This is a genomic window from Rhodococcus sp. IEGM 1307 (assembly GCF_030056915.1).
GTDB lineage: Bacteria > Actinomycetota > Actinomycetes > Mycobacteriales > Mycobacteriaceae > Rhodococcus_F > Rhodococcus_F opacus_D.
The window spans coordinates 374,604-390,630 of sequence record NZ_JASHKW010000007.1; the positions used below are offsets into that span (position 1 = coordinate 374,604).

A 16,027-nucleotide genomic window follows, 5' to 3' on the forward strand; every position below is an offset into this window, starting at 1 on the left:
GGGGCAACGGTTGCGGTACCGTCGGCTACTCGATTCGCAATGCTGTTCTCACCGTGCAGGGGGCTCCTCCGAATGGATCGACGGATTCCGCGTAGGTCGTTCGTTCGTGGACTGGCGCTGACGGCCGGGCTCGGGGCCGTCGGGGTGGGATCGGCGAGTGCCTACCCGTTCGGGATCGATCCGCTGCGGCCGTTCGTCTTTTCCTCGCCGCCGCTCCAGCCGTTCCGGGAACAGTTGCCGCCGTTGCCGATGGTGGGTGGGAGCGCAGTCGAGGTGCACGCCAGCAGCACGACGCACGTGTTCCACCCCGATCTGCCCGCGTCGCCGGCCCTGGGCTACGGCGGCATGGACTACCTCGGCCCGACGATCGAAGCCCACGTCGGCGAGCTGACCTCACTGACCTACCGCAACGACATCGCGAGCAACCCCCTCGCCGCCGACGTCGACACGCGGATCCACGGAGTGAGCGAGCAGGACCGCACCCAGGTGCCGACGTCGCTGCACCTGCACGGCGGCCGGACGCCCCCCGAGTTCGACGGGCACCCCGAGGACACGATCCGGCCCGGGCAGGGGATGGTGCACGAGTTCCCGAACCGGCAGGAAGCCTGCGCGCTCTGGTATCACGACCACGCGATGGGCGTCACCCGGCTCAACATCTACGCCGGGCTGGCAGGCATGTACCTGCTGCGCGACGAGTACGACACCGGTCGGAGCGGCAACCCGCTCGGTCTGCCCTCGGGCGAATTCGAACTCCCGCTGATATTGCAGGACAAGAACTTCACCGACGACGGACGGCAGAGTGTCCGCTCGAACCCGCTGAACCCGCAGGGCAGCTGGGAGGCCGCCACACCCGGTGACGTGGGCGTGGTCAACGGCAAGGTGTGGCCGGAAATGTCGGTGGCGCGGGGCCTGTACCGCCTGCGGATGGTGAACGCCGCATCGTTCAGCGTGTGGAATCTGTTTTTCGAAAACCGGATGAGGTTCTGGGTGATCGGCGCCGAGGGCGGTCTGCTCGACGCGCCGGTCGCCACCGACCACGTCCGGCTCGGACCCGGCGAGCGGGTGGACCTCCTCGTCGACTTCGGAACCCTCGCGCCCGGCACGACCGTGGAACTGCGCAACGACGAGCCAATCCCCGCGCAGGTCGCGCAGCGCGGGGTGCAGATCATGCCGCGGTTCTGCCGGTTCCGGGTCGGAACCGCCGCCGGGTTCACCGGTGGCGTCCCGGAGACGCTCCGGGGCGGAAGCCGTGGTCTCGCCGTCCTCCCGCCGGTCGCGCCGCCGTCGGTCGTGCGCAACGTATCGGTGATGCAGCTCGCGCAGGGCCCCGGTCAGCCGTCCCCGCTGATGTCGCTGAACAACCTGCGCTACACCACCGACGACATCGAGGTGCCCCGGCAGGGGGCCGTCGAGCAGTGGAACATCGTCAACGTCACGCCCGAGCCGCATCCGATCCACCTGCATCTGGTGACGTTCCGGGTGATCGGACGGCAGGCGATCGACACGAACGCCCTGATGCAGGCCGTTCCGGTGCCCGCGGTCGGGATGCGGTGGACGCCGTCGGCGGACCCGTTCGTGCTCGGGCCGAACCTGGCGCCGCAGGTGTGGGAGTCGGGGTTCAAGGACACGGTGATCGCGGACGCGAACTCGATCACCCGGATCATCGTCCGGTTCCCGACCGCGGACGAACTCGGCTTCGACCCGGACGCCACGTTCGGGATGTCGGCGCACACGATGAATCACTCCGAAGGCGGACACGGCCACATGGAGCAGACCTCGCATCCCCTGCAGGGCTACGTGTGGCACTGCCACATGCTCGACCACGAGGACCACGACATGATGCTGCGGTACCGACTGGTGCCGTAGGCCCGTGAGTACTTATTAACGTCGGGCGGTTGATAAGTACTCACAGGTGAAACTTAAAAGCAGTCTGGACTGTTTTCTTTTTTCCGCCTACAGTGCTGGGTGTGACACCTGACACAGAACTGGTCAAGCCGACCCGCACGCAGGCCGAGCGGACCGCGGCGATGCGCACGAAGCTGCTCGACGCGGCCGTCGACTCGCTGGTCGAGCTCGGGTACGCCCGCACCACGACGCAGGGCATCGCCCGGCGGGCGGGGGTGTCGCGGGGCGCGCAGCTGCACCATTTCCCGACCAAGGAGTCGCTGGTGGTGGCCGCCGTGGAACATCTCGTGGACAAGCGGCTGGAGGAGATCCTCGCAACCGAAGTGGATGCCGGCCGCGGCGTCGAAGTGCTCGCCGACGCCTTCTCCGGCCCGCTGTTCTATGCGGCCCTCGAGCTGTGGGTGGCCGCCCGCACCGACCAGGCGCTGTACGAGGCGACGGTTCCGCTCGAGCGGAAGGTCAACGACGCTCTGCGCCGCGGGTCGGCGGCGGTGTTCGGCGATCGGTTCGACGCCGACGCCATCGAGCTCAGTATCGAATTGGTTCGCGGTCTGGCGGTGTCGGCATTGTTCCGCACCCCCGAGGCCGAACAATCACTACGCGCGCGGCTGTTGCCCGTGTGGGAATCGAAGGTGGAGAAGTCGTGAATCTTCCGCAACACGTACACACCCTCATCGTGGGGGCCGGTTTCGCCGGCATGGGACTGGCGGCGCGCATCCTGCAGACGCAGCCGCAGGCCGACGTCCTGATCATCGAGCGCGGCGACGACGTCGGCGGCACGTGGCGAGACAACACCTACCCGGGGTGTGCGTGCGACGTCCCGACGTCGCTGTACTCGTACTCGTTCGCGCCGAGCGCCGACTGGAGTCACACGTTCGCCCGCCAACCCGAGATCCACCGTTATCTGAAGAAGGTCGCGGCCGACACCGGTGTCCGGTCTCGGGTGGTGACCGATTGTGAACTGCAGGAAGCGTACTGGGACGACGACGAGGCCATCTGGACCGTTCGGACGAGCCGCGGAACGCTGACGGCCGACGTCGTGGTGGCCGCGACCGGTGCGCTGTCGACTCCCAGCGTCCCGGACATGCCCGGGTTGGAGACGTTCGGCGGCACCACGTTCCACTCGGCCACGTGGAACCACGACCACGACCTCACCGGTGAGCGCGTGGCGGTGATCGGCACTGGTGCGTCCGCCGTGCAGTTCGTCCCGGAGATCGCGCCCGCAGCCGAGCATCTCACCGTGTTCCAGCGCACGCCCGCCTGGGTGATCCCACGCCTCGACCGCGAACTGTCCGGCTCCGAGAAGAGCCTCTATCGTCGACTGCCGTTGGTGCAGAAAGCCGTCCGCGGGTCCGTGTACAGCTTCCGTGAAGCGCTGGGCGGAGTGCTCGCCCACGCCACCGGGCTGCTGCCGGTTTTCGAGATGGTGGCCAAGGCGCATCTTCGCCGGCAGGTGCGGGATCCCGAACTGCGCCGGAAGCTCACACCGAACTTCACCATCGGCTGCAAGCGGATGCTGCTGTCGAACGACTGGTTGCGGACCCTCGACCGTCCCGACGTCACGCTCGTCGACGCGGGACTCGCCGGGGTCACGCCGGACGGCGTCGTCGACGCGGTGGGTAACGAGCACAAGGTCGACACCATCATCTTCGCGACCGGCTTCACGCCGACGGAACCGCCTGTGGCGCATGCGTTACGCGGGGCGAACGGCCGCACCCTCGCCGAGCACTGGGACGGCAGCCCGAGTGCATACAAGGGGACCACCGTCGCCGGGTTTCCCAACCTGTTCCTGATGTACGGTCCCAACACCAACCTCGGGCACAGCTCGATCGTCTACATGCTCGAATCGCAGTCCGCGTACATCGCCGACGCCTTGAACGTGATGCACGACAGCGGGATCACCGCCTTCGAGGTCACCGAGGAGGCGCAGCGCCGGTACAACACCCGCATCCAATCCGAACTGCAGACCACCGTGTGGAACAAGGGCGGCTGCTCGAGCTGGTACTACGACTCCGAGGGTCGGAACTCGGTGCAGTGGCCGACCTTCACCTGGAAGTTCCGCTCCCAGCTGCAACGTTTCGATCAGGAGAACTACGTCTCACGACGCAAAGCCGCGAAGGAGACCGTCGCGTGACGCACTACGACGTGATCGTGGTCGGCTCCGGTTTCGGTGGTAGCGTCGCCGCGCTCAGGCTGACCGAGAAGGGCTACCGGGTCGGCGTTCTCGAAGCGGGCAGACGCTTCGCCGACGACGAGCTGCCCGAGACGAGCTGGCGGCTGCGGCGCTACCTGTGGGCACCCTGGCTGGGCTGCTACGGCGTGCAACGGATCCACCTTCTCCCCGACGTCCTGGTCATGGCCGGGGCGGGGGTCGGGGGTGGGTCGCTGAACTACGCGAACACCCTCTACCAGCCGCCGCGCCGCTTCTTCGAGGACAAGCAGTGGGCGCACATCACCGACTGGCAGTCGGAGCTGGCCCCGTATTACGAGCAGGCGAAACGGATGCTGGGCGTGACGACCAATCCGTCGTTCACCCCCGCCGACGCCGTCATGCGTGAGGTGGCCGAGGAGATGGGCGCCGGTGAGACGTTCACGTCCACACCGGTGGGCGTCTTCTTCGGCGAACCGGGATCGCGGGTGGCCGATCCGTTCTTCGGCGGCGAGGGGCCCGAGCGCACGGGGTGCACCGAGTGCGGCAGCTGCATGACGGGTTGCCGGGTGGGCGCGAAGAACACGCTCGTCAAGAATTACCTCCACCTCGCCGAGAAGTCGGGCGCCCGGATACATCCGCTGACGACGGTGAAGGAGTTGCGCCCCCGATCGGGTGGCGGCTACGAGCTGCGGACCCGCCGCACCGACGGCATCCGCAAGCGCGAGCACACGTTCACCGCCGACCAAGTGGTCGTCGCCGCAGGCACGTACGGCACCGCCCGGCTGCTGCTGGCGATGAAGGAATCCGGTGCGCTGCCGCGGTTGTCGCCGAGGCTGGGATCGGTGGTGCGCACCAACTCGGAGGCGGTGCTCGCGGCCACGGCGAAGGACCGTGCCACCGACTTCACGAAGGGCGTGGCCATCACGTCCTCGTTCCACCCGGACGATCACACCCACATCGAGCCCGTGCGGTACGGCAAGGGCAGTAACGCGATCGGACTGTTGCAGACCGTGCTCAGCGACGGCGGCGGCAGGACGCCGCGGCTGCTGAAGACGGTCGGCGTCGCGTTGCGCCGCCCCGGGGCTTTCGTGCGGAGCCTGTCGGTGCGGCACTGGTCGGAACGCACCGTGATCGCGCTCGTGATGCAGACCGACGACAATTCGCTCGAACTGGCCAAGGGCAAGGGCCGCCTCGGTCGCGCGGTCACCAGCCGTCCCGGACCCGGAGATCCGCCGCCCGAGTGGATCCCGCAGGGTCACACGGCCATCCGCAAGGTGGCCGAACGGATCGGGGGAGACCCCGGTGGTTCGTTCGCCGACGTCGTGAACATTCCGATGACCGCGCATTTCCTCGGGGGTTGCACCATCGGGGACTCGCCGGACACCGGTGTCGTCGACCCCTACCTGCGGGCGTACGGACACGACGGTCTGCACGTGGCCGACGGCTCCGTGGTGAGCGCGAACCTCGGCGTCAACCCGTCGCTCACCATCACCGCCCAGGCCGAGCGTGCATTCGCGTTGTGGCCCAACAAGGGTGAGGTCGACACCCGGCCCGAGCCGGGCAAGCCATACGTACGTATCGAACCGTCGCCGCCCCGGAATCCGGTGGTACCCGCCGACGCGCCGGGTGCGCTGCGGCTCCCGCTGACGGTCGCCACCCGAAGGGAGACAGTCGATGTGGAGCGTGCCTGAATCGACCACCCAGCGCACCGACTGGCCCGAGAGCTCGCCACCCCCGTGGCCGGCGGGGGTGCGCGCGACACTGTGGTGGCACCGCAGCACCACGGCCGCTCGCGCGCTCGGACCCGACGGCGCCACCGTGCCGTTGACCCTGGCGATGATGGTCGACTACCTGGACTCGCCGGTCGGCCCCTACCGGGAAATCCTCGCCAGTCCGGTGCTCCGCGCGCCCGGTCGTCGCATCGGCGTCCTGCCCCGCATGGCGGTCCCGTTCATCGCCGTGGATTCGGAACCCTCCGTGCACGGCGGACGGGTGCACTGGAGCCTGCCGAAGGTGCCTGCCGAGTTCGACGGCGACGTGCACGGCGACTTCGAGGCGTCGTCCGACGCGTGGCGCGTCACCACGAGCACTCGGCCACGCGGCCCGCGGCTACCGATTGCCGGCGCGCTGGGGTTCGCTCAACCCGGCGACAACGGCCTCGTCACGGCGTCCGCGCGACTTCGGGGCCATTTCCGGTATGCCCGCGTGGACGTGACGGCCGAAGGTCCCACCCTCGGTGACTGGCTGACGCCCGGCACACACCACGGCATCGTGATCACGGACGGCCGGATGACCACCGGACCCGCGCAACTCCGCTGACCGGATCAGGCGGGTCGCGGTCCGATGTCCGCGACCACGCCGGCGAGACGGGGCAGCACGGTGTCGCGCCAACCCGGACCCATCCGCTCGAAAGCGTCGCGGCTGCGCTTGTCGTCGAGGTCGAAGCCGGAATGGTCGAGGAACAGGCGGGTGCCCGCACCCTCGGGAACGAGGCGCCAGACCAGCGTCCAGTTCTCGGTGAAGGTGTAGACGAAGCGTCGCTCGGGTTCGACCTCGACCACCTCGCAGGGAACGGCGCCCCAGCCGGGCATGTCGAGGTGGAACCGATGCCCGACAGTGGCGGCGATGTCGCCCGCGGCCCACCAGCGGGCGAGCAGTTCCGGCTCGGTGAGGGCGCGCCACACCTTGGCGGGTGGCGCGGCGATGAACTGGTCGACGGAAATCGTGGTGGTGGTGCGGTCGGTCATGAGTCCTCCTCGAGGAATTCGGCGAGTGTGCGCAAGCGGCCACGCCAGAACCGCTCGAACGGGTGCAGCCAGTCGCCGACGTCGGCGAGCGGCTCGGCGGTCAGGTGGTAGTGCCGTTGCCGTCCGGACGGTTCGTCGCGGACGAGCCCGGCCCGGCGCAGGACCTGCAGGTGCTCTGCCACCGCGGGCCGGCTGAGGTCGAACCGGCCGGCGAGGTCCCCGGCGGTGAGGGGGCCGTCCATCAGGATTTCCAGCAGGCGCCGTCGCACGGGGTTGGCGAGGGCGATGAAGACGTCGTCGTCGGGCACGCCGCGACTTTATGTCGGAGATTTCCGACATGTCAAGAATTTCCGACACATCCTTTTCTTGACTAATTCCAAAAAGGCGCGATACTTGAACACATGCGACACGACACGGATCCCAAAGCGCAGCTGCGCGAGGTGGGCCTGCGTGTCACTGCACCACGTGTTGCAGTGTTGAATGCGGTTGCCGTACGGCCGCATTCCGACGTCGACGACATTGCGGCCGTAGTTCGTGAAGAGCTGGGATCGGTCTCCACCCAGGCGGTATACGACGTCCTCAAGGCGTGCACCGCCGCCGGCCTGCTCAGACGTATCGAGCCCGCGGGATCCCCCGCACGGTTCGAAACCCGTACCGGAGACAACCACCACCACCTCGTGTGCCGCAGTTGCGGGACCGTCGTGGACGTGGACTGCGCCGTCGGTGAGGCTCCGTGCCTCGACCCGTCGCAGGCCCACGGTTTCGAGATCGACGAGGCCGAGGTCGTCTTCTGGGGGCTCTGCTCGCAGTGCCAGACCGGCGCGCAGAGCGGAACCGGGTCGGCAGCAGCCCTGTCCTGAACCCACTCCGTCCCCACTGCTTCACCCTCACCCGATGCAACCTGGAGGCTTTGCCATGCCTGAAACACAGCGCGCCACCACCAACAACTTCGGAATTCCCGTCGCCAGCGACAACGAATCCCTCACAGCGGGCACACAGGGCCCCATCCTGCTGCACGACCACTACCTGATCGAGAAGCTCGCCCAGTTCAACCGGGAACGTGTCCCGGAGCGCGTCGTCCATGCCAAGGGCGGCGGCGCGTTCGGCGAACTGGTCGTCACCCACGACGTGAGCCGCTACACGAAGGCAAAGCTGTTCCAGCCCGGCGCGAGGACCGAGTCGCTGGTGCGCTTCTCCACCGTCGCCGGCGAGCAGGGCAGCCCCGACACCTGGCGTGACCCGCGCGGATTCGCCGTGAAGTTCTACACCGAGGACGGCAACTACGACCTCGTCGGCAACAACACGCCCGTCTTCTTCATCAAGGACCCGATCAAGTTCCCCGACTTCATCCACTCGCAGAAGCGACTGCCGGGATCCGGTCTGCGCGACCACAACATGCAGTGGGACTTCTGGACGCTGCGGCCCGAGTCCGCTCACCAGGTGACCTGGCTGATGGGTGACCGCGGAATCCCGAAGACGTGGCGTCACATGGACGGTTTCGGCTCGCACACGTACCAGTGGGTCAACGCCGAAGGCGAACGGTTCTGGGTCAAGTACCACTTCAAGACCGATCAGGGCATCGAGTTCCTCACCCAGGACGAGGCCGACACCCTCGCAGGCAACGACCCCGACCATCACCGCGCCGACCTGTACGACACGATCGCCCGCGGCGAGTTCCCCAGCTGGACGCTGAAGGTCCAGGTCATGCCCGTCGACGAGGCCGAGGGCTACCGGTTCAACCCGTTCGACCTCACCAAGGTGTGGTCGCAGAAGGACTACCCGCTGATCGAGGTCGGCAAGTGGACCCTCAACCGGAACCCCGACAACTTCTTCGCGCAGATCGAGCAGGCCTCGTTCGAGCCGTCGAATGTCGTTCCGGGAATCGGCTTCTCGCCCGACAAGATGCTGCTGGGACGGGTCTTCTCCTACGCGGACGCGCACCGGTACCGCATCGGCGCCAACTACGCGCAGCTGCCGGTCAACGCGCCCAAGAACCGGGTGAACTCGTACTCGCAGGACGGTGCGATGCGGTACGCCACCAATTCGCCCGAGACCCCCGTGTACGCGCCGAACTCCTACGGCGGCCCGCACGCCGACGCATCGCTCGCGGGCGACGAGGGACAGTGGGCGTTCGACGGCGAGTCCGTGCGAGCCGGCTACATCGAGCACGCCGAGGACGGCGATTTCACGCAGGCGGGCACGCTCGTCCGTGAGGTCCTGAGCGACGACGAACGCGACCGCCTGGTCGACAACATCGTCGGCCACGCACTCGGCGGCGTCAGCGAACCGGTTCTGCTGCGGGTCTTCGACTACTGGAAGAGCGTCGACCCCGACCTGGGCAAGCGAGTGGAAATCGGTGTCCGGGAAGGGCAGAGCCAGAACTGATGTCGTTGGTGGGGCAGGCTCAGAGCAGGCCCCACCAATAGATCAGCACGGCGAGAACGAACACGATCACAGTTTCCACGACGACCCTCCTCCGCCCGACTGCACGCACCGCACTTCCATCATCCACCTTCGGCGGGGACGGACGCCACTGCGCTTCACGGCCGTGTGACGGGTGTGTCGGATGTTGTTGCTAGGTTGGGCGGTGTCAGGACACCGGCTCGGATGACCGTGTCCCGAGTCGGGGTCGAAAGGTGCTGTGTTCCATGGTGATGGGTCCCACCCATGCAATGTCCGGTGCGGCTGTCGGTCTGGCGGTGGCGGATCTGCTGCCGCTCGACTGGGGTGGGCCCACGTCGACCGCCGAGACCTTCACGTTCGCGGCGGTGTGCGCCGGAGCGGCGCTTCTCCCGGATCTGGACACGAGCCAGTCCACGGTCTCGCGCTCGTTCGGTCCGGTCAGCAGCGTCGTCGCGAAGGGCGTCGATGCGGTGTCGCTGGGTTTCTACACCGTCACCAAGGGCAAACGTGACGGCAAGCGGCGCGGCGGGCACCGCACGCTCACCCACACGGCCCTGTTCGCCGCCGGTATCGGGGCCGGGGTGTCCGCGCTGGTCGTCCAGTTCGGCAAGCCGGCCATCATCGCGACACTGTTCGTCTGCCTCGGGCTCGCGCTCCGAGGGCTGGCCGGGGAGCTGGCCAAAGAAAAAGGCTGGCTGGCGGTTTCGGCGGTCGCGGCGGTGCTGTCCGCGCTCACCTGGCAGTCGTATCCCACCGAGGCCGGTTCCACCGGACTCGGAGTCGCGGTGGCGCTCGGCTGCGTTACCCACTGCCTCGGGGACGCCATCACCAAGGAGGGCGTCCCCTTCCTCGCGCCGTTCCTCACGCTCGGCAAGGAACGGTGGTGGGAGTTCCGGCTCCCGTCGTTCCTGTCCATCCGGGCAGGCGGGCCCTTCGAGAAGGTCGTGCTCGGGCCCGCCCTCACGGTGGCCGTCGGACTCATGGTCATCTGGGCCATCGACGGTGCGCCACAGGCAATCTACGACGCGTTCATGCCCGCCCCGCAGTGACTCAGGCCGCGAGCATGTTCTCGAGGTCGTCGAGGACAATCATCGCCCCGGTGGGCCCCAGCGCGAGGAACCAGGTCTCGTCGCTCACGTGCACGGCCTTGCCGTCCTTCACCGCCTGCATCTGATTCCACAGCGGGCCGCCGACCACGGTCGACTCGTCGGTGGTCGTGGGCGCGCCGTAGCTGGAGTAGAAGATCCGGTCGGCGTTCGCCTCACCGATCGTCTCCTGACTCACCTCGACGGCGAGTTCGTCGACGTTCTGCACCGTCGGACGCGGAAGTCCGACGTCTTTCAGGATGACACCGATGAACGACAGGTTGCCGTACAGGCGGATCTTGCCGGACATGAACCGGACCAGCGAGATCGTCGGCTTGCCCGTGATGGACTCCCGGACCTCGTCGGCGCGGGTCTGATAGGCGTTGAGTACCTCCTCCGCCTTGGTCTCCTCACCGAGAGCGTCGGCGACCAGCAGGAAGTTCTCCTTCCACGGGAAACCGGGGCGGATGCCGAACACGGTCGGTGCGATGGACGACAGCTGCGGGTACAGCTTGTCGGCGCGCAGCTTGCTGCCCAGGATCAGATCGGGCTGCAGCGCGGAGATCGCCTCGAGGTTCAGGTTGTTGGTGGTCCCGACGTCCGGCACCCCGGCCAGCTTGTCGGCGAGGTAGGACGGCTGACCGGCCGCGCTCTCCGGGCTGGCCAGCCCGACGGGCGTGATTCCCAGGGACAGCACGTCGTCCAGCTCACCGCCGTCGAGGACGATCACCCGTTCGGGCTTCTTCTCGATGACGGTCTCGCCGAGCGCGTGGGTGATGGTCCGGGGGAAGACGCCCGGTTCGGCGTCGGTGCCGAGCTTGGCGGTCTCGGCATCCGCCGTGGCGAATAGGCGGCCGCCGGTGGCGACGTCGGCGTTGCCGGCGGGCGACCCGGTGTCGGTGGTGCCGCAGGCGGCGAGAATGACGGTGGCCAGGGCGACCAGCCCGGCGCGTACGTAGAGCCTCGAAGACATGAGGTGAGGCTAGCCTGAGGTTTCGGACGGGTGGTCGCGGGGTCGCTGCGACCGGAAAACGCCCCCACCACGCAGAAGAGGCCCTGACCGGCGAACCGGTCAAGGCCTCTTCTCGGTGTCTCACACTGTCGGGGTGGCGGGATTTGAACCCACGACCTCTTCGTCCCGAACGAAGCGCGCTACCAAGCTGCGCCACACCCCGTGTTGAACCTCGGCTAGCTTACATTACCCAACCAGTCACCATTAAATCCCCTGGTCAGTTGCGTATAACGGTGCTCTCCGACGACTCGGTGCGACCGCGCGCGGCGTCGGCGTCCGCGCCGCCGCGCTGAGCCGGAACCAACGTCAGGAGCGTCGCCTCGGGGCGGCAGCAGAAGCGGGCGGGCGCCCACGGCGACGTCCCGATCCCCGCGGACACGTGCAGTTGGGTGTGCGCACCCCACTTGGACGGACCCTTCACCCGCGAACGGTCGATGTCGCAGTTGGTGACCAGCGCGCCGTAGAACGGCAGGCACAGCTGACCGCCGTGCGTGTGGCCCGCCAGGACGAGGTCGTAGCCGTCGTCCGCGAACCGGTCGAGCACCCGCGGCTCGGGCGAGTGGGTGATGCCCAGCCGGAGATCGGCCAGCGGATTGGGCGGACCGGCGATCGTGTCGTACCGATCGCGCTTGAGGTGCGGATCGTCGACACCCGCCGACGCGATCCGGACACCCGACACCTCGAGGTCTCGGCGGACGTGCGTGACGTCGAACCAGCCGCGCTCGGTGAACGCGGCCCGCAGGTCGCCCCACGGCAGCGGCTCGCCGAGGACACGTTTGTGTTCCTTGCGGAAGTACTTGAGCGGGTTCTTCGGCTTGGGCGCGAAGTAGTCGTTGCTGCCGAAGACGAACAGTCCGGGGCGGGCGAGCAGATTCCCCAGCGCCTGGACCACTGCGGGCACCGCCCGCTGGTGCGACAGGTTGTCGCCGGTGTTCACGACGAGGTCGGGGTCGAGGTTGTCCAGTTCCCGCAGCCAGTTCTGTTTCAGCCGCTGTCCGGGCATCATGTGCAGGTCGCTGATGTGCAGCACGCGGAGCGTCGACGACCCGGGTTCGAGTACCGGCATCGTGACCTCACGCAGCGCGAACGCATTGCGCTCGATGAGCGAGGCGTAGCCGATGCCGAGGGCGGCGGCACCCGCTGTACCCAGGGCGGCGCGGGTCAGGTTGGCACGGAACTCGTCAGACACTCTTCCAGGATACTGATGAGCGCAATCGAGATGCAGTGGACGAATCGGGGAGCGTAGCGTTTCGCCCATGCCAGATTCACTGAAAGCAAGACTGCGCTCCGACATGACGGCCGCCATGAAGGCCAAGGATTCGCTGCGCACCGCCACCATCCGCATGCTGATGGCCGCCGTGCAGACCGAAGAGGTCTCCGGCAAGGAAGCCCGCGAACTCACCGACGACGAGGTGCTGAAGGTCCTCGCGAAGGAGTCGAAGAAGCGCGGCGAGTCCGCCGAGATCTACACCGAGAACGGTCGAGGTGAGCTGGCGGCGCAGGAGCGGGCCGAGGCGCAGATCATCGACGAGTACCTCCCGACGCCGCTGACCGACGCGGAACTGGTCGACGTCGTGGACACCGCGATCGCTCAGGTGGCCGAGGAAATCGGTGAACGTCCCGGCATGCGTCAGATGGGTCAGGTCATGAAGGCTGCCGGCGCACTCGCGGGCGGCAAGGCGGACGGTTCGCGGCTCTCGCACGCGGTGAAGTCCCGCCTCTGACCCGCATGTGAGTGGGAAAGCGTGGGTCGCCACACTTCCCCACTCACCGGCGGTTACCGGGGTATGGGCGGCAGCTGGATCGGCGGCAGGCCGGGCAGCTGGATGGGCGGAACGGGGATCCCCTGAGCCGGCGCCTGCGGGGGAGCGGCCTTCACCGATCCGTCGCTGACGTAGATCGTGATTGTCGATCCCGGAATGGCCGAACCGGACGGCGATGCGCTCGTGACCGTCCCCTTGGCCGCCTGCGACGCGGTGGTGACCGCGTTCACGGTGAACCCCGCTCCCTGCAGACGGGACGTCGCGGCCGACTGGCTCAGTCCGGTGACGTCCGGAACCTGACCGTTCTGCGAACCCCGCGCGTACTTCTGGTCGACCGGCGGCAGCGTCGTCGGCCCGAAGTTGTTCGCGATGGGGTTCATCGCCGCATACCAGGTCCGCGCCGGTTCGTTTCCACCGAACAGGTTGCCGTCGCCACACGGCCGCAGCGGGGCCGAGCAGATCTCACCCGGCGTCGGCGAGTCACCGAACACGTAGACGGCGGCGGCGAAGTTGTTGGTGAATCCGAGGAAGCCCGAGGACATGTGGGATTCCGTGGTACCCGTCTTGCCTGCCATCGGGAGCGTCCAGCCGACGCTGCCCGCCGCCCCGGCGGACGTACCGCCGGGCTTGTCGTCCTTGCTCATGGCGTTGGTGAGCGTGTCCGCGAGGCCGGGTTCGACCACCTGCTCGCAGGCCTGCTGGGTGACCGAGACGGGCTTGCCTTCACGGTCGAACACCGAATCGATGGGGGTGGGCGGGCACCACTTGCCGTGCGAGGCGAGCGTCGCCGCGACATTCGACAGTTCCAGGGGATTGATCCAGGTGGGCCCGAGGGTGAACGACCCCAGGTTCTGATCCTTCTGGAAGTCGGCCATGCTGCGGTCGTCGAATCCCGACGTGCCGGGCTGGGCGTACGAGCGCAGACCCAGCCGCACCGCCATGTCGACGGTGGGGGCGACGCCGGTGGCCTGGATCAGCTTGACGAACGCGGTGTTGGGCGACTGTGCCAGCGCGTCCGTCACCGACAGTGCCGCGGGGTACTTGCCTGCGTTCTCGACGCAATACGTGGACGCAGGGCAGCCTCGTGCACCACCGCTACCCATGCCCCGGGCCTCGAACCGGCCGGGAACGTCCAGGATGGCGTTCGTGCCGAGGCCCTTCTCCATGGCGGCGGCGGTTGTGAAGATCTTGAAGATGGACCCGGCGCCGTGACCGGCCAGTGAGTACGGCTGCGCCTGCACGGTCTCGTTGGCGTTCGCGTCGAGACCATACGTGCGGCTACTGCCCATCGCGAGGATCCGGTGCGAATCCTGGCCGGGCTGGACGACGTTCATGACGTTCGCGATGCCGTCGAGTTCCGGGTTGGCGTTCGCGTTGAGCGCCGCCTTGGTCGACGCCTGGACCGCGGGGTCGAGCGTCGTCTTGATCAGGTAGCCGCCCTTGTCGATCTGCTCGCGGCTGATGCCGGCGTTGGCCAGATACTGCAGGGCGTAGTCGCAGAAGAAGCCGCGGTCGCCGGCGGCGATGCACCCGCGGGGCAGCCGGTTGGGCTCGGGCAACACACCGAGAGGGGTCCCTTTGAGCTCCCGCAGTTCGGCGGCCCGCTCGGGAATGTTCGAGATCATCGTGTCGAGAACCACGTTGCGTCGTTCGAGGACGCCCTCGGGGTTCGTGTACGGGTTCAGTGCCGAACTCGACTGCACCATGCCCGCGAGCATCGCGGACTGCTGAGTGTTCAGTTCGGACGCGTCGATGCCGAAGTAGGTCTGTGCGGCGTCCTGGATGCCGAACGAAGCGTTGCCGAACGGAACCAGGTTCAGGTAACGGGTGAGGATCTCGTCCTTGGTGAGTTCCTTGTCGAGCGTCAGCGCCATCCGGATCTCGCGGATCTTGCGGGCGGGCGTCGTCTCGATCGCGGCCCGGCGTTCGGCGTCGGTCTTGGCCACGACGAGCAGCTGGTAGTTCTTCACATACTGCTGGTCGAGGGTGGACGCGCCCTGCTGCACCTCACCGCTCGTGGTGTTGGTCAGGAAGGCGCGCATCGTGCCCTGCCAGTCGACGCCCTTGTGTTCGGGGAACCGGCGGTCCTCGACGGAGACGATGGCGAGCTTCATCTCGTTGGAGATCTTGTCGCTGGGCACTTCGAAGCGCCGCTGGTCGTACAGCCACGCGATGGGATTGCCCGCCGAGTCGACCATCGTCGAGACCGCGGGAACCGTTCCCTCGACCAGTTCGGCCGAGACGTTGTCGACGGTGTCAGCCGCCCTGTTGGAGGCGTAACCGAACCCTCCGGCGAGCGGAAACATCACGCCGGCGAGGAGCACTCCTGCCAAGGCGGAGGATCCTGCGAGCTTCCCCACTGTTTTTGCAATCGACACGATCTACAGACTACGTGGGGTCTGTGGGTGCGCTGGTTGGGCGCAGAATTCGGCCCGGAAAATGCCCTGAGCACGGGGTATGGACGGGCGTACCAAAAAAGCGTGTTCTTCGTCTTGCGCGTTGCGGTTTCTTTACCTAAATTGTTGGAACAGTGTGATGGAGATAACACCCCATCGCTTATGTGGTGCAGCCTCGGCGTGCTAGGTGCCGGGGGGTGCAGACTCGAAGAGGGGAAACGAATGCACATGACCACCCCAACCAGCCGTCTGGACGTCGAGCAAGCAGAAGCGCGAATCGCCTGGGTCACCCAGGCTCGTTGCCGGGAAGTCGATCCCGACCAACTTTTTGTACGCGGCGCAGCACAGCGCAAGGCCGCAACCATTTGCCGGCATTGCCCGGTATTGATGCAGTGCGGAGCCGATGCTCTCGACAATCGTGTCGAGTTCGGCGTGTGGGGTGGCATGACGGAACGTCAGCGCCGGGCGTTGCTCAAGCAGCACCCCGAGGTGGAATCATGGTCCGACTTCTTCGAAGCTCAGCGGCAGCACCAATCCGCTGTCTGAAATTCGAGGATCGGAATC

At 67.3% G+C, this 16,027-nt stretch carries 15 protein-coding genes and 1 tRNA gene; 10 read left to right on the forward strand and 6 right to left on the reverse strand.

What is annotated here, in order from left to right; translation table 11 throughout:
* Window positions 1–39: 39 nt before the first annotated feature.
* The 5 genes from QM841_RS16560 (at window position 40) to QM841_RS16580 (ending at window position 6,376) form a co-directional block, all read left to right on the forward strand.
* Window positions 40–1,866, forward strand: coding sequence for a multicopper oxidase family protein (locus tag QM841_RS16560; RefSeq protein WP_502943272.1), 1,827 nt, complete (start codon window positions 40–42; stop codon window positions 1,864–1,866).
* A gap of 92 nt (window positions 1,867–1,958) precedes the next feature.
* A complete protein-coding gene (locus QM841_RS16565) occupies window positions 1,959–2,552 on the forward strand; it encodes a TetR/AcrR family transcriptional regulator (protein ID WP_283332820.1) in 594 nt (197 codons plus the stop codon).
* Window positions 2,549–4,039, forward strand: coding sequence for a flavin-containing monooxygenase (locus tag QM841_RS16570; RefSeq protein ID WP_283332821.1), 1,491 nt, complete (start codon window positions 2,549–2,551; stop codon window positions 4,037–4,039). The genes QM841_RS16565 and QM841_RS16570 overlap by 4 nt, the downstream gene beginning before the upstream one ends.
* Window positions 4,036–5,748, forward strand: a complete 1,713-nt coding sequence (locus QM841_RS16575) for an FAD-dependent oxidoreductase (protein ID WP_283332822.1) — start codon at window positions 4,036–4,038, stop codon at window positions 5,746–5,748. Before QM841_RS16570 ends, QM841_RS16575 begins: the two co-directional genes overlap by 4 nt.
* A complete protein-coding gene (locus tag QM841_RS16580; RefSeq protein WP_283332823.1) occupies window positions 5,732–6,376 on the forward strand; it encodes an acetoacetate decarboxylase family protein in 645 nt (214 codons plus the stop codon). Before QM841_RS16575 ends, QM841_RS16580 begins: the two co-directional genes overlap by 17 nt.
* A gap of 5 nt (window positions 6,377–6,381) precedes the next feature.
* Here the strand turns inward: QM841_RS16580 and QM841_RS16585 are convergent, their stop codons facing one another.
* Together QM841_RS16585 and QM841_RS16590 are read right to left on the reverse strand one after the other, a co-directional pair.
* The gene (locus tag QM841_RS16585) at window positions 6,382–6,804 is read right to left on the reverse strand and encodes an SRPBCC family protein (RefSeq protein ID WP_280782918.1); all 423 of its coding nucleotides are present in this window, start codon (window positions 6,802–6,804) and stop codon (window positions 6,382–6,384) included.
* A complete protein-coding gene (locus QM841_RS16590; protein ID WP_105421809.1) occupies window positions 6,801–7,112 on the reverse strand; it encodes an ArsR/SmtB family transcription factor in 312 nt (103 codons plus the stop codon). Before QM841_RS16590 ends, QM841_RS16585 begins: the two co-directional genes overlap by 4 nt.
* Window positions 7,113–7,205: 93 nt before the next feature.
* On the opposite strand from QM841_RS16590, the gene QM841_RS16595 reads away from it, so the two are divergent.
* From QM841_RS16595 to QM841_RS16605, 3 genes are all read left to right on the forward strand, one after another.
* Window positions 7,206–7,664, forward strand: a complete 459-nt coding sequence (locus tag QM841_RS16595) for a Fur family transcriptional regulator (RefSeq protein ID WP_005256074.1) — start codon at window positions 7,206–7,208, stop codon at window positions 7,662–7,664.
* Window positions 7,665–7,719: 55 nt separating this feature from the next.
* Complete coding sequence (locus QM841_RS16600) at window positions 7,720–9,189, forward strand: catalase (protein WP_283332824.1); 1,470 nt, start codon at window positions 7,720–7,722, stop codon at window positions 9,187–9,189.
* 263 nt (window positions 9,190–9,452) lie between these two features.
* Window positions 9,453–10,256: a metal-dependent hydrolase gene (locus tag QM841_RS16605; RefSeq protein ID WP_280782914.1), complete on the forward strand. Its 804-nt coding sequence runs from the start codon at window positions 9,453–9,455 to the stop codon at window positions 10,254–10,256.
* 1 nt (window position 10,257) lies between these two features.
* Here QM841_RS16605 and QM841_RS16610 read toward each other — a convergent pair whose 3' ends face one another.
* From QM841_RS16610 to QM841_RS16620, 3 genes are all read right to left on the reverse strand, one after another.
* Entirely contained in the window at window positions 10,258–11,265 is a 1,008-nt protein-coding gene (locus tag QM841_RS16610) for an ABC transporter substrate-binding protein (protein ID WP_283332825.1), read from the reverse strand.
* 128 nt (window positions 11,266–11,393) lie between these two features.
* Window positions 11,394–11,467, reverse strand: a tRNA-Pro gene (locus tag QM841_RS16615).
* Window positions 11,468–11,521: 54 nt separating this feature from the next.
* Entirely contained in the window at window positions 11,522–12,493 is a 972-nt protein-coding gene (locus QM841_RS16620) for a metallophosphoesterase (RefSeq protein WP_280782912.1), read from the reverse strand.
* A 67-nt stretch (window positions 12,494–12,560) separates the two neighbouring features.
* Here QM841_RS16620 and QM841_RS16625 point away from each other — a divergent pair, with 67 nt between their 5' ends.
* Complete coding sequence (locus tag QM841_RS16625) at window positions 12,561–13,028, forward strand: GatB/YqeY domain-containing protein (RefSeq protein ID WP_005248498.1); 468 nt, start codon at window positions 12,561–12,563, stop codon at window positions 13,026–13,028.
* A gap of 53 nt (window positions 13,029–13,081) precedes the next feature.
* Here QM841_RS16625 and QM841_RS16630 read toward each other — a convergent pair whose 3' ends face one another.
* Window positions 13,082–15,427: a penicillin-binding protein gene (locus QM841_RS16630; protein ID WP_280783001.1), complete on the reverse strand. Its 2,346-nt coding sequence runs from the start codon at window positions 15,425–15,427 to the stop codon at window positions 13,082–13,084.
* Between the two features lie 258 nt (window positions 15,428–15,685).
* On the opposite strand from QM841_RS16630, the gene QM841_RS16635 reads away from it, so the two are divergent.
* Entirely contained in the window at window positions 15,686–16,009 is a 324-nt protein-coding gene (locus QM841_RS16635) for a WhiB family transcriptional regulator (RefSeq protein WP_005248496.1), read from the forward strand.
* The last annotated feature ends 18 nt before the right edge of the window (window positions 16,010–16,027 follow it).

Excerpts from the sequence above, each read along its gene's own strand:
- QM841_RS16560 (WP_502943272.1), top strand. The coding sequence starts at position 40 with ATGCTGTTCTCACCGTGCAGGGGGCTCCTCCGAATGGATCGACGGATT.
- QM841_RS16580 (WP_283332823.1), top strand. The coding sequence starts at position 5,732 with ATGTGGAGCGTGCCTGAATCGACCACCCAGCGCACCGACTGGCCCGAG.
- QM841_RS16585 (WP_280782918.1), bottom strand. The coding sequence starts at position 6,804 with ATGACCGACCGCACCACCACCACGATTTCCGTCGACCAGTTCATCGCC.
- QM841_RS16595 (WP_005256074.1), top strand. The coding sequence starts at position 7,206 with ATGCGACACGACACGGATCCCAAAGCGCAGCTGCGCGAGGTGGGCCTG.
- QM841_RS16600 (WP_283332824.1), top strand. The coding sequence starts at position 7,720 with ATGCCTGAAACACAGCGCGCCACCACCAACAACTTCGGAATTCCCGTC.
- QM841_RS16605 (WP_280782914.1), top strand. The coding sequence starts at position 9,453 with ATGGTGATGGGTCCCACCCATGCAATGTCCGGTGCGGCTGTCGGTCTG.
- QM841_RS16610 (WP_283332825.1), bottom strand. The coding sequence starts at position 11,265 with ATGTCTTCGAGGCTCTACGTACGCGCCGGGCTGGTCGCCCTGGCCACC.
- QM841_RS16625 (WP_005248498.1), top strand. The coding sequence starts at position 12,561 with ATGCCAGATTCACTGAAAGCAAGACTGCGCTCCGACATGACGGCCGCC.
- QM841_RS16635 (WP_005248496.1), top strand. The coding sequence starts at position 15,686 with ATGCACATGACCACCCCAACCAGCCGTCTGGACGTCGAGCAAGCAGAA.